The sequence below is a fragment of the Pseudomonas sp. IPO3778 genome, from assembly GCF_013386825.1.
In the GTDB taxonomy this organism is placed as follows: domain Bacteria; phylum Pseudomonadota; class Gammaproteobacteria; order Pseudomonadales; family Pseudomonadaceae; genus Aquipseudomonas.
In genome coordinates, this window is sequence record NZ_JACARC010000032.1 from 53,250 (window position 1) to 66,156 (window position 12,907).

8 protein-coding genes, 1 tRNA gene and 1 pseudogene are annotated in these 12,907 nt (G+C 60.2%); 3 read left to right on the plus strand and 7 right to left on the minus strand.

Annotated features, from left to right (window positions below; genetic code table 11):
* Positions 1–39: 39 nt before the first annotated feature.
* Both HX855_RS15655 and HX855_RS15660 read right to left on the minus strand, forming a co-directional pair.
* Positions 40–951: a sugar ABC transporter substrate-binding protein gene (locus HX855_RS15655; RefSeq protein ID WP_177088852.1), complete on the minus strand. Its 912-nt coding sequence runs from the start codon at positions 949–951 to the stop codon at positions 40–42.
* Positions 952–1,034: 83 nt separating this feature from the next.
* The gene (locus HX855_RS15660) at positions 1,035–1,925 is read right to left on the minus strand and encodes a LysR family transcriptional regulator (protein ID WP_177088851.1); all 891 of its coding nucleotides are present in this window, start codon (positions 1,923–1,925) and stop codon (positions 1,035–1,037) included.
* Between the two features lie 113 nt (positions 1,926–2,038).
* Between HX855_RS15660 and HX855_RS15665 the strand changes: the two genes are divergently transcribed.
* The 3 genes from HX855_RS15665 to HX855_RS15675 all read left to right on the plus strand — a co-directional run bounded on the left by HX855_RS15665 (position 2,039) and on the right by HX855_RS15675 (position 4,199).
* Positions 2,039–2,464, plus strand: a complete 426-nt coding sequence (locus tag HX855_RS15665; protein WP_177088850.1) for a VOC family protein — start codon at positions 2,039–2,041, stop codon at positions 2,462–2,464.
* A gap of 10 nt (positions 2,465–2,474) precedes the next feature.
* Complete coding sequence (locus HX855_RS15670) at positions 2,475–3,728, plus strand: amidase (protein WP_177088849.1); 1,254 nt, start codon at positions 2,475–2,477, stop codon at positions 3,726–3,728.
* Positions 3,729–3,797: 69 nt separating this feature from the next.
* Positions 3,798–4,199 carry a type II toxin-antitoxin system HicB family antitoxin gene (locus HX855_RS15675; RefSeq protein ID WP_177088848.1) on the plus strand — a complete coding sequence of 134 codons (402 nt, stop codon included), beginning with the start codon at positions 3,798–3,800 and terminating at the stop codon, positions 4,197–4,199.
* A 69-nt stretch (positions 4,200–4,268) separates the two neighbouring features.
* Here the strand turns inward: HX855_RS15675 and HX855_RS15680 are convergent.
* The 5 genes and pseudogenes from HX855_RS15680 to dnaG form a co-directional block, all read right to left on the minus strand.
* Positions 4,269–4,505: pseudogene (locus HX855_RS15680) on the minus strand (hypothetical protein); the annotation flags it as partial.
* Between the two features lie 205 nt (positions 4,506–4,710).
* Positions 4,711–4,787, minus strand: a tRNA-Ile gene (locus tag HX855_RS15685).
* Between the two features lie 15 nt (positions 4,788–4,802).
* Positions 4,803–8,546, minus strand: a complete 3,744-nt coding sequence (locus HX855_RS15690; protein WP_177088847.1) for a bifunctional diguanylate cyclase/phosphodiesterase — start codon at positions 8,544–8,546, stop codon at positions 4,803–4,805.
* A gap of 136 nt (positions 8,547–8,682) precedes the next feature.
* A complete protein-coding gene (rpoD, locus tag HX855_RS15695) occupies positions 8,683–10,533 on the minus strand; it encodes an RNA polymerase sigma factor RpoD (RefSeq protein ID WP_063026748.1) in 1,851 nt (616 codons plus the stop codon).
* Between the two features lie 67 nt (positions 10,534–10,600).
* Positions 10,601–12,562: a DNA primase gene (dnaG, locus tag HX855_RS15700; protein WP_177088846.1), complete on the minus strand. Its 1,962-nt coding sequence runs from the start codon at positions 12,560–12,562 to the stop codon at positions 10,601–10,603.
* Positions 12,563–12,907 lie beyond the last annotated feature (345 nt).

The following is a 12,907-nucleotide window of genomic DNA, read 5'->3' on the forward strand; positions in this document are numbered from 1 at the left end:
ACAGGCTCGTTCCCCTTGATGCTCGCGGCGGTACCGCGCTTAGTTGTGCAGGAACTGTTGGTAGTTTTCCGGGGTGACCAGTTGTGTAGGAACCCATACATCGCCTTGTAGGGCAGCGTGCTTGATCAGCATCAGCGCTGCGTCCACCGAGCCGGCCCCGATGGCCACCGGGTCGCGGAATACGGTCACGGCCAGTTGGCCTTTTTTCAGCGCCTGCAAGCCATCCGGCGTGCCGTCGATGCCGCCCACCAGAATGTCCTGGCGTCCGGTCTGGCGCAGGGCCATGGCGGCACCGATGCCCATCTCGTCGTTGTTGGAGGCCACGGCGTTGATGGTCTGGCCCTTGGTCAGCCAGTCATTCATCAGGTCCATGCCTTTTTCCCGCTGCCAGTCGCCGGACTGTTCTTCGACGACTTTGATCTCGGGGTACTTGGCCAGCACGTCCTTGACCCCATTGGTGCGCTTGCCGGTATCGCTGTGGGCGAGACGCCCGAGGATGATTGCCAGGTTGCCTTTGCCGCCCATCTTCTCGGCCAGGTATTCCATCTGCATCCGGCCAATGGCGCGCTCGTCGGTGCCCACGAAGACCACTCCCGGCGGGAAGGTGTCGACCTCGGGGCGGCTGTTCATGTACACCAGCGGAATCCCGGCGGCGTTGGCTTTTTCGGTGATTTTGCGGGTGGCGGCGGTGTCGGCCGGGTTGACGATGATCGCGTCGACTTTCTGGCTGATAAAGCTTTCCACCTGGTTCAACTGGCGGACTACATCGCTGGCGGAATCTTCCACCTGCAGCTTGACGTCATCAGGGGAGGCTTTGGCCCGGTCCTGCATGGCCTGTACCAGGTAGGACACGTAGTTATCGAACTGCCCGACCGATACCCCAATGCGCAATTCAGCGTGGGCGGCGGTGGACAGCAGCAGGGCACAGGCACAGCCGAGCAAGCGCTTCATGGGAGGTTCCTTTTTATTGTTTTAGTGCGACAAAGATTCTGAAGTAGACACTATTGGAAATAAAATTCCACATCAAGTCAGCGTCAGAATTTATTTTCGCCGCCGTCTGAAGTCGCGTCAGCCAGCAGGCACCGGGCAAAGAGTTGGGGTACCGGAAGGTTGCGCTGGCTGTAGCGGCCCAGCAGGATAATTTCCCGGTGGAAGGTCAGCTCGCCCAGCGGGATGACACGCACCTGCGGGGATCGGTCCAGCCACAGTCCTGCGTGTGGAACCAGTGACACTCCCAAGCCGCACTCGACCATTTTCACGAGGGCGTCGATCTCGTCCAGTTCCAGCGCCACCTGTACGTCCAGCCGCTGTTCCCGCAGAAAGCGACTGACCAGCCGCCCGCCAAACGAAGCACGGTCGTAGCGCACATGGGGATGAGCGGCGAGCAGTTGCAGCGGATCATCACCCTTGATTGTGTGCGGCACGATCAGCACAAACGGCTCCTTGCGCAGCACCTGCACGTGCAGCTCCTTGGGCAGGTCAAAGGGCGGGCGAATGATAATCGCCGAGTCCAGCTCGCCAGCATCCACCTGGCTGAGCAACTCCAGGGAAACCCCCGGCACCAACTTGCACTCTACCGTCGGCGCCGCCTGGCGCAAGCGCACCAGGGCCTGGGGTAGCAGGCCGGTCTGGGCGGTGGTGATGGCGCCGACCTTCAATTCGCCACGGTATTCGTTGGCGTCTACCGGCACGGCCATGCGGTTGAACGTCTCGAGAATCTCCTTGGCCAGTGGCAGTGCACGGATCCCCGCCGCATTCAGCGTGGCCTGGCGCCCGGTGCGGTCGAACAACTGCACGCCGAGCACGTGTTCCAGTTGGCGAATCTGCGCACTCACCGCCGACTGGGTCAGCCCGATGTGCATGCCTGCCGCCGCGAACGTGCCATGGCGGGTGACGGCGATAAAGGTTTTCAGTTCCCGCAGCATAGGCGTCTCGATTGATCAAAATAATTTGAGCTCGGAACGAAAACTATCGTCTTTCCATCGATGAGAGCAAGGCTAGACTCGGAGGGACTTAATACCCACAGAGGTTAGACCTGATGGCACTGGCTCCTTTTCACTTGGCAATTCCGGTATTCGACCTGGCGGCGGCGCGTCAGTTTTATGGTGAGGTGTTTGGATTGGAGGAGGGGCGGGCCAGTGATCACTGGGTCGACTTCGACTTCTTTGGGCATCAACTGGTTATTCATGAACATCCGAAAACCGCGTCTCAAGAAGCGGCGCACACCAATGCGGTGGACGGCCACAATGTGCCCGTGCCGCATTTTGGCGTGGTGCTGAGTTGGGACGATTGGCATGCGTTGGCTGAGCGTTTGCAGGCGCGCAACACCCGGTTTGTGCTGGAGCCGCATATTCGCTTCAAGGGCCAGGTGGGTGAGCAGGCGACGTTGTTTCTGTTTGATCCGTGCGGCAACGCGCTGGAGTTCAAGGCGTTCAAGGACATTGGGCAGTTGTTTGCCAAGTGAGGGCGTTTCAATGAATCACCTCGACGCGACGGGCATCGCCGAGGCGGTAGGCGTTGTCGCTACCACGCCTGCGTTGGTGGCTGAGCACTTTCTTGCGCGGATAGGAACCGACGAATCAGAGATTCAGGCATTTGTGTCCTTCGATCCTGAAGCGGTCCGTAAGCAGGCAAGTCAGCTCGAAGGTAACGCTGGCCTGCTGGCGGGCGTGCCCGTGGGGATCAAGGACATCTTTGATACCGCCGACCACCCAACGGAGTTCTATTCACCGATTTACCAGGGCAATCGCCCATCGCGGGATGCTCACGTGGTGACGCTATTGCGCCAGGCCGGTGCGATCATCATGGGCAAGACCCACACCACCGAATTTGCCTACATGAACACGGGGCCGACGCGTAATCCGCTTGATCTGTCCCGCACGCCGGGTAGCTCCAGTGCGGGTTCCGCGGCGGGGATGGCGGCCGGGTTTTTCCCGTTGGCGCTGGGTACCCAGACGGCGGGATCGTTGCTCAAACCGGCGGCGTATTGCGGGTTATATGCCTTCAAACCGTCGTTTGGACTCGTCTCGCTGGAAGGCGTGAAACCGCTGGCACCGAGCTTTGACACGGTGGGTTGGTATGGGCGTTCGGTGCGTGACCTTGAGCGGGTGGCGCGGGTGTTGATTCCGGGGTTTCCGGCTGTAGAGGCAGCGCGCAAGCCTTTGCGGCTTGGCTTCTGCCGTACCTCTCGCTGGCCGGATGTGCAGCCGGTGGTGGCTCAGGCGATTGAACAGGCGATCACCCGGCTGGGGCCTCTTGTCAGCGAAGTCGTGCTGCCCGACGCGTTCGACGGAGTATTCGAGGATCACCAGTTGATCAACGATTGCGAAGGTGCCCGCTCCTTGGCCAAGGAGTTTCAGTCTCATCCTGAGTTACTCAGTGATTCGACGTTGGCCATGATTGAGCGTGCGAAGGCTACGAGCTGGGAGCAGGAGTCGGCTGCGAAGGCGCGCCTCGCACAACTCGCCCCGCAGCTCGCGCAGATCTGCCAGCCGTTTGATGCTATGTTGAGTGTTTCCTGCGGGATGCTGGCGCCGGTGGGGTTGGAGACTACGGGCCCGTCGGACTTCATCAAGTTCTGGGGCGCGTTTGGCTTGCCGCAGGTGAATGTGCCGGTGGCGCGTGGGGAAGGGGAGTTGCCGGTGGGGCTGCAGGTGATTGGGGCGTTTAGAGGGGATGCGTCGTTGCTAGCGACGGCGCAAGTCATTGTTGATGCGCTGGTGGGCTGAAAGGCACTATGGGGGAACACGTCGCTAATCTGTTGAGTGAGCCCAGGTGGCTCATTCAGAGGATGGAAAATGAAGTTCCCCGTGGTGATGCATAAAGACGCTGAGTCAGATTGCAGTCTGACAGTGCCCGATATTCCGGGCTGTTTCTCGGCAGGTGCCACCTTTTCCGAGGCTCTGGATAATGTCCGTGAAGCGTTGGCGCTGCACTTGGAAGGGTTGGTTGCTGATGAGGAGCGTCTTCCCCAGGCAAGGGAAGTCGACTTTCACTTGGAGAATCCGGACTTCGCGGGCGGCGTGTGGGCGGTGATTGATTTTGATCTCACTCCTTACCTGGGCAAGTCAGTTAGGTTCAACGCTTCCTTGCCGGAGCAGCTGTTGAATCGCATCGATGAGCGAGTACAGAAGGACCATCGCTATGCCTCACGCTCAGGGTTTCTCGCGACGGCCGCGTTGCGTGAACTTTCCGTTTGATTTCGGGCGGAGAAAGCAAAAAATCCACAGTACAAAAAAGGCTTACGCCGCAAAGCGTAAGCCTTTCTTCTATTCAAGGCGTTTTGCCCGGCGAGAGCAAGACGCCTTGCACTCCTTCGCAGCAGCAGGATCGTTCGGGATAAACGAATCCGGTGCGCCAGGCTTCAACACCACGTACCCGCGTCGCCACGGTTGATCATCCACCGGATTCCAGCGATGGCCTGTGCCGGTATTGTCTTCGGCAATCAGTACTTCACCCGGATGCAGCGTGAACTTCTCACCGCCTCGCGTCACGAACACCAGCGTGCGGCACGCAGGCCCAGGCTGAGGATAGCGTTTTGCGGCGAACGTTTCTTCGGATGCATGGAACAAGTTTCCGTCGTGCAGGATTGGCATTGACTGGGAATCATGGTCTTTGCCGTAGCAGGTCGGGACAACTGACTAATGTTTCATTGCTGCACGACTCAGGCGCCAAAAACGACAAAAGCCGCGCAGTGCGCGGCTTTCAAGATGGTGGGCCCAGTAGGACTCGAACCTACGACCAAGGGATTATGAGTCCCCTGCTCTAACCAACTGAGCTATAGGCCCTCAGTAGGCCGCGGATTATAGCGATGGTTTCTGCACTGTGCCATCCGAAAAGTCCGAAACACTCATACGAAGGAACGTAGCCGCGAATTGCTCCGGCGGCAGGGGCAGGCTGACGATGTAGCCTTGCATCTGTTCGCACCCTTCAGCCGCCAGGAACGCTTGCTGGGCAGGCGTTTCCACCCCTTCGGCAATGATGGTGAATTGCATGCTGTGGCCCAGGGCGATGATGGCGCGCACGATCGCCGCATCATGGGGGTCATCGGGCAGGCCGCGCACGAACGATTGGTCGATCTTCAGGAAGTCCAGCGGCAGGCGTTTCAGGTAGCTGAGGGACGAGTAGCCGGTGCCGAAGTCGTCGATGGCCAGTTGCACGCCGAGGCGCTTGAGTTGGTGCAGCACCTCCAGCGCTTCTTCGGCCTGGCTCATGATGAAGTTTTCGGTGATCTCCAGTTGCAGGCAGCCGGGTTCGAGGTGGTTGTCCCGCAGCAGTTGCTCGATGCGTGCCAGCAGGTTGGGGTGGCGCAGTTGCGCGCCGGCGAGGTTGACGGACAGTGGACCAAAGTCTTCGAAGGCCTCTCTCCAGTCGTGCATTTGGCGGCAGGCCTGTTCGAGTACCCAGTCGCCAATCTGCAGGATCATGCCGTTCTCTTCGGCCAGGGCAATGAAGTGCTCGGGCGGCACTTCGCCGAAGGTGGGGTGCCGCCAGCGAATCAGGGCTTCGGCGCCGATCAGTTGTTGGGTGTCGAGGCTCAGCTTCGGCTGGTAGTAAAGAAACAACTCGTCGCGTTCGATGGCCCGGCGCAGTTCGTGTTCCAGCGCTACCCGCTCGTTGGCCTGGGCGGTGAGGTCCTGGGTGTAGCTTTCGACGCGGTTGCGGCCTTTGGCCTTGGAGCGGTACATGGCGGCGTCGGCGTTTTTCACCAGGGTGGCGACGTCGACGCCGTCCCGTGGATACAGGCTGGTGCCGATGCTGGCGCTGATAAAGAACTCATGCTCGCCCGCCTGGAACGGCGGGGTGAAGCAGGCCAGCAGTTTATTGGCCAGGTGTTCGGCGTCGCTGGCTTGTTGCAGGCCGGGCAGCAGGATGATGAATTCGTCGCCGCCCAGCCGCGCGACGGTGTCGACGTCCCGCAGTTGGTCCTTGAGGCGTACGGCGATGTCCTTGAGCAGCAGGTCGCCAATCGGGTGGCCGAGGCTGTCGTTGATGTGTTTGAAGCGGTCGAGGTCGAGGAACAGCACCGCGCCCTGGCTGCCGGTTTCCTGCTGGTTGATCAGTGCGGCCTGCAGGCGGCTTTCAAACAGAGTGCGGTTGGGCAGGCCGGTCAGCGGGTCGTGGTGGGCCTGGTAATCGAGCCGCGCCTGGGCGTGCTTGAGGCTGGAAATGTCGGCAAACACGGCGACAAAGTGGGTGATCGACTGCTCGCGGTTACGCACCGCGCTGATGGTCAGCCAACTGGGGTACAGCTCGCCGCTCTTGCGCCGGTTGGAGATCTCGCCCTGCCAGTGGCCGTTGGCCGTCAGTTGGTGCCACATCGCCGCGTAGAAGGCGCTGTCGTGAAGGCCAGAGGCGAGCAGGCGCGGGGTGTGGCCGAGGGCTTCGGCTTCGCTGTAGCCAGTGATCTCGCTGAAGGCACGGTTCACGGCGCTGATGTTTTGGCGGATGTCGGTGATCAGTACGCCTTCGGCGGTGCTCTCGAACACGGTGGCGGCCTGTTGCAGTTTTTCCTGCATCAGTTGGCGTTCGGTGATGTCCCGGGCGATGGTCAGCATGCAGTCTTCGTCGCCGATGGGCAGCGGGCGGCTGGAGACTTCACAGAGGCGAATCTGGCCATCGTTGCGCCGAATATGGCAGACAAAGTCGCGGACAAATCCGTCCCGCTGCAACCGCTCCAGCATGTCCTTGCGTTCGTTCAGGTCGACCCAGATTCCGAGGTCCAGGGTTGACTGGTCCAGTGACATCACGCTGGTGAAGCCGGTTATGTGGCTGAATCCTTCGTTGACCTCAATCAGTAAGCCATCGCTTTGGCGGGTCAGCAGCAGCCCATCGGGAGAGGCGTGGAAGGCCTTGGCGAATTTCTCTTCGGAGGTTTGCAGGCGCTGCTGGGTTTCTTTCAGCTCGGAGATGTCCCGTACCGCTACCACCAGTGCTTCCGTGGTCTCGAGTTGAAACGGTTCGGCTGAAATCAGCCCGGTGAAGACTTGGCCGTTGCTGCGCAGGAAGGGCATTTCCAGGTTGCGGATACTGGTGGTCTGTACCCGTTGCAGCAGGCCGGGGCCTACGCCCTGAATGCCCCATATGTTCAGTTCGGTGGCGGTTTTTCCCACAACTTCTTCGGCGCTCAGGCCGATCTGGTCCTCGAATGCCTTATTGACCTCCATCAAGCAACCGTCGGACAGCCGGGCGATGACCAGGATGTCGGGGCATTGCTGGAACACCGAGGCGAACTTCTGTTCCGAAAGCTGCAACGCCTCCTCGGTACGCTTGGCTTCGCTGATGTCGATCATCAGGCCGCGCAGCACCGGCTCGTGGCCGTGTTCGATCAGGCTGACGATGTCCCGAACCCACAGGCAGCGACCGTCGGCGGTAATGACCCGGTAGTCGATGCTGTGGTCGCGGGCGGCGCGGGTTTCGGCGTAGCAATAGGCTTCTGTGCGGGTCAGGTCGGCCGGGTGAATGATGTTGCGCCAGAACCCCGGAATCAGCCAGTGGGCGCGTGGGTAGCCCAACAGCTCCTCTGCGTGGGGTGACACGTAGCTGTAGGTGAAGTCGCTGATGCTGGCCTCCCAGGCAATCGCCGAAAGGCTCTCCACCAGGCCGCGATAGTGGTATTCGCTGCTGCGCAGTTCCTGTTCGAGGGCGACCCGGCGGGAAATCTCCGAACTGAGCCGGCGATTGATCCGGATGACAATGGCCAGCACGATGCTCAGCAACAGTACGGCCGGCAGCCCGTAGAGCAGCACATCCGTCCAGAGCGTGCGATGGTCGACGACATTGCCGACCCAGCGTTGCTGGATGGCCTCGGTCTCTGCCGGGCTGATGTCGGCCAGGACTTTATCGAGGATGCCCACCAGCATCTTGTCGTCCTTGGGGACGCCCATGGCCAATTGATAGCGGTAAGGTGTTTCGCCGCTGATGTACAGGCCTTCCAGCTTGAGTTGGCGCAGGCTCCATACGCTGGATGCCAGGTCGCCGACCACCGCATCGACCTTGTCGGTGGCCAGTGCCTGCAGGGTGGCGCTGACATTGGGCATGGCCACCAGGTTGAGGTCCGGGTGGTGAGTGCGCAACAGTTCGTGAGGGGCGTAGTTCTCCACCACGGCGACCTTCAGCCCATACAAGTCCTTGAGGCTGCGCGGTTGCGGGCCGCCTTCATGGGCGAGGATGACGATGGGGAAGTCGAGATAGGGCCGGGTAAACGACAGGAAGTCCTGGCGTTCCGGGGTGGACATGATGCCCGGCAGCAGGTCGATCTGATTGCTGCGGGCCTGTTCCAGCACGGCGCTCCAGTTCGCCGGCTCGACCAGCTTGATCCGGACGCCGAGGCGGTCCTGCATCAGCCGCACGTAATCAGCGGCCAGGCCTTGGTAGCGGCCATTTTCATCACGGTATTCAAAGGGTGGCCAAGAGGCATCGACGCCCAGGCGCAGCTCTTGATGGTCCGCCAGCCAGCCACGCTCTTCATCGGTGAGAGTCAACGCGCCAGCCGTTGCGGTCCAGGTCAGCAGCGACAGCAGTAACACAGTCGGCAATCTGGGCATAACGGTCTCGTTATGGCACGGGGAATGTTTCGAGTGTAGACGGGCATTTCAGGGCAGGGGATGCAGCGGGGCAGTTAATCGGTAGAAAGCAATCTGCAGAAAGCAAAAACCCCGGCCTGGGCCGGGGTTTCTGTGATCACTCGTCGAGGAAGGAGCGCAAATGCTCGCTTCTCGTCGGGTGGCGCAGCTTGCGCAGCGCCTTGGCTTCGATCTGACGAATCCGCTCACGGGTAACGTCGAACTGCTTACCGACTTCCTCAAGGGTGTGGTCGGTATTCATGTCGATACCGAAGCGCATGCGCAGTACCTTGGCTTCACGGGCAGTGAGGCCGGACAGTACGTCGCGAGTCGCTTCTTTAAGGCTCTCAACGGTCGCTACATCGATTGGCGACTGCATGGTCGAGTCTTCGATGAAGTCACCCAGGTGGGAGTCTTCGTCATCACCGATCGGGGTTTCCATGGAGATCGGCTCTTTAGCGATCTTCAATACCTTGCGGATTTTATCCTCAGGCATTTCCATGCGTTCGCCCAGCTCTTCCGGGGTCGGTTCGCGACCCATTTCCTGCAACATCTGCCGGGAAATACGGTTGAGCTTGTTGATCGTCTCGATCATGTGCACCGGAATACGGATGGTGCGGGCCTGGTCGGCGATCGAGCGAGTGATCGCCTGACGGATCCACCAGGTGGCATAAGTCGAGAATTTGTAGCCGCGACGGTATTCGAACTTGTCCACCGCTTTCATCAAGCCGATGTTGCCTTCCTGGATCAGATCGAGGAATTGCAGGCCACGGTTGGTGTACTTCTTGGCGATGGAGATCACCAGACGCAAGTTCGCTTCAACCATCTCTTTCTTCGCGCGGCGGGCCTTGGCCTCACCGATCGACATGCGACGGTTGATGTCCTTGATCTCGGCAATCGTCAGACCGGTTTCGGTCTGCAATGCGGTCAGCTTCTGCTGGCAGCGAACGATGTCGGCCTGGAAGCGACCAATGGCTTCAGCGTATTTGCTTTTGCCTTTGGCCAGTGCGTCGGTCCAGCTTTCGTCGACTTCGTTGCCCGGGAACTGGCGCAGGAAGTCGGCACGCGGCATGCGCGCATCACGGACACAGAGCTGCATGATCGCGCGCTCTTGTGCACGCAGACGCTCAAGGGCGCTACGAACCCGCTCAACCAGGCCTTCGAATTGCTTCGGTACCAGTTTGATCGGCATGAAGAGTTCAGCCAGTGCCAGCAACTCAGCAGTTGCCTGCTTGCTGCCGCGACCGTGCTTCTTCAGGGCCTTGCGAGCCAGTTCCATCTGATCGGAGACCGCGCCAAAACGCTGGGCTGCGATGATCGGATCCGGGCCGCTTTCGACTTCTTCTTCGTCATCGGTGCTGGCTTCAGCTTCTTCATCGTCGGTGTCGTCGTCTGCTTTCGCAGCCTTGGCGTCGATCGGTGGAGGAACTTCAGCCGCCGGTGGCGCAATGCCGTCGTCCGGGTCGATATAACCGCTCAGGACGTCGGACAGGCGACCACCTTCGGTGGTGACGCGAGTGTACTCGGAGAGAATGTGGTCAACCGTGCCTGGGAAGTGCGCGATTGCGCCCATCACTTCACGGATGCCCTCTTCGATACGCTTGGCGATTTCGATTTCGCCTTCACGTGTCAGCAGCTCTACCGTACCCATTTCGCGCATATACATGCGCACAGGGTCAGTCGTGCGACCGATGTCGGTCTCGACCGCTGCCAACGCGGCGGCTGCTTCTTCAGCGGCTGCCTCGTCGGTATCGGCGTCGGCCAACATAAGGGCGTCCGCATCCGGAGCACTCTCGTGTACGGGGATCCCCATGTCATTAATCATGCGGATGATGTCTTCCACCTGCTCTGGATCTGAAATATCCTCAGGCAGGTGGTCGTTGACCTCTGCGTAAGTCAGATACTTCTGCTCACGACCAAGGGTGATCAACTCTTTGATACGAGACTGCTGTTGCGCTTTTCCGGACATAACACCCTATCCACTGAAGGTCTTGGCGGGCAAAAAACAAGCCGAGGATTATACCCGAGCTATGACCTCACACGCCAGCTGAGGTCGGGTTTGATGCGGAAACATTGCGACTTAAAAGGTCGCGCAGTTGATTTTTCTCTTCGGCGGTCAATTCACTCTGACGCGCTTTTCGAAGAAGTTGTTCCAGGTTTCGCTCGCGTTGACGAGCTACCAGGCTAGTAATGGTGTCGAAAAACTGTTGTTCAAGGTTGTCGCCATCAATCAGCCATTCCTTTTCTGCCAATGCCTTCAGCAAGCGGCCCTGTTCGGTGCCGTGCCAGCGTGCAATCAGCTGGAATGAGTTTAGCTTAGGATTCTTCTGTACGGCTTCGAGCAGCGCCACCAACAGTTGCGTATTGGTGTGGTCTTCGGCCGCAAAGTGCCCCGCGTCTTCGACTTTTTGTGCCAGTTGCGGGTGGTGCAAAAGCGTACGCAGGGCTGCCATGGTGGGCGGCTCTACTGCTGCTGGGACGCGTGGGCCGCGCGGTTCGTCACGGTCACCGCCACGTTTGCCGTTTTTATCCCAGGGTTTCTTGTCCCATTTCTTGCCGCCGGCGCCGGGTTTCTTCGGTGTCCACTCTTGCTGGGGCGTGTAGGCCTCCTGCGGTTGGTGGAAGTCGGAATAGTCCGGCATGGCGTCGTAATCCATGCCCGGGTCGTAGGCCGGCGGCGCCTCTTGCGGCGCGCTGCGCGCCAGCTGGCTGATGGCCTCGCCACTCAATCCGGTAATTTCCAACAGGCGCTGACGCATCAGGGTCCGCAGGTTGGCGCCTGGAACCTTGTCGATCAACGGTGCCGCGAGGGTGACCATGTGGGCCTTGCCTTCGAGGGAGCGCGGGTCGGACTCTTCAGTCAGTTGCTGGAAAAAGTAATCGGCCAGCGGTTGTGCATGTTGGTTGATGCGCGCGCGGAACGCGTCGGTGCCTTCGGAGCGGACCAGGGTGTCCGGGTCTTCGCCTTCGGGCAGGAACAGGAAGCGCGCGCGCCGCCCGTCCTGCAGGCTCGACAGTGTCGACTCAAGGGCGCGCCATGCCGCATTGCGGCCGGCCTGGTCGCCGTCGAAGCAGAACAATACGTTGGGCACCACGCGAAACAGGCGCTTCAAGTGCTCTTCGCTGGTCGCGGTGCCAAGGGTGGCCACGGCATTGCGCAAACCTTGCTGGGCCAGGGCAATCACGTCCATATAGCCTTCAACCACGATGATTTCATCGAGATTGCGGTTGTTCTTGCGCGCTTCAAACAGGCCGTAGAGTTCCTGGCCTTTGTGAAACACCGGGGTTTCCGGTGAGTTCAGGTATTTGGGCTTGTCGTCCCCCAGCACCCGGCCGCCGAACGCGATGATACGGCCGCGACTGTCACGGATCGGGAACATCACCCGGTCGCGGAAACGGTCATAACGCTTGCCGGTCTCGGCGTTTTCCACCAACAGGCCGGCGTCGATCATGGCTTTTTGCTGCAGGGTGTCGCTGCTCAGGTGCTTGTACAGGTTGTCCCAGCCGGGAGGGGCGAAGCCGAGGCCGAAGTCGCGGGCGATTTCACCGGTCAGGCCGCGGCCCTTCAGGTAATCGACGGCGGCTTTGCGCTGCGGGTGGCTTTTCAGCGCCTGGCGGTAAAAGTCGGCGGCGGCGGTGAGCAGCGGGTACAGCGGCGAGTCGGTGGGTTGTCGCGGTTTGTGCGGGCGGCCACTTTCTTCGCGGGGGATTTCCATGCCGGCGGCTTTCGCCAGTTCCTCGACGGCCTGGGGGAAGTCCAGGTTGTCGTGGTCCATGATGAAGCCGAGGGCGTTGCCGCCGGCGCCGCAGCCGAAGCAGTAGTAGAACTGCTTGTCGGGGCTGACGCTGAACGACGGCGTCTTTTCTTTGTGGAACGGGCAGCAGGCAGTGTAGTTCTTGCCGGCCTTTTTCATTTGCAGGCGCGAGCTGACAACATCGACGATGTCGGTGCGGTTCAGAAGGTCGTCAATAAAGCTCTGGGGAATTAGCCCGGCCATGGCGTTCTCGTCATCACTGCGTGTAAAAGAGGGCCCGCAAAGTGCTCAAGGCGCGCGTATCGTGCGGCTCGATCAACTGTCGTCTGCTTGGTCTGTCAGGAAGTGTATCTGCCGAACATTCACTGACGTTAGTTCCGATCAGTGCCCGGCGTAGAAATGTTGCCCGGGAGTCCGGTCTTGGCCATGTGGGGGCCTCGGAAGCTCATCGTTGGGCGCAGCCGACCTGTTGATCGCCTGTTAAAAAATAAGTGTGCTCGTCAGTAGCCTTGTTAGGCTCGTCAGAAGAGACGTGCACCGCTGGCAAAAGAGCCAGTCCTGACGTGTGAAGCAGTTCGTTTCAGTCGC

Coding starts and splice junctions, on each gene's coding strand:
- dnaG (WP_177088846.1), bottom strand. CDS start 12,562: ATGGCCGGGCTAATTCCCCAGAGCTTTATTGACGACCTTCTGAACCGC.
- HX855_RS15655 (WP_177088852.1), bottom strand. CDS start 951: ATGAAGCGCTTGCTCGGCTGTGCCTGTGCCCTGCTGCTGTCCACCGCC.
- HX855_RS15660 (WP_177088851.1), bottom strand. CDS start 1,925: ATGCTGCGGGAACTGAAAACCTTTATCGCCGTCACCCGCCATGGCACG.
- rpoD (WP_063026748.1), bottom strand. CDS start 10,533: ATGTCCGGAAAAGCGCAACAGCAGTCTCGTATCAAAGAGTTGATCACC.
- HX855_RS15675 (WP_177088848.1), top strand. CDS start 3,798: ATGAAGTTCCCCGTGGTGATGCATAAAGACGCTGAGTCAGATTGCAGT.
- HX855_RS15670 (WP_177088849.1), top strand. CDS start 2,475: ATGAATCACCTCGACGCGACGGGCATCGCCGAGGCGGTAGGCGTTGTC.
- HX855_RS15690 (WP_177088847.1), bottom strand. CDS start 8,546: ATGCCCAGATTGCCGACTGTGTTACTGCTGTCGCTGCTGACCTGGACC.
- HX855_RS15665 (WP_177088850.1), top strand. CDS start 2,039: ATGGCACTGGCTCCTTTTCACTTGGCAATTCCGGTATTCGACCTGGCG.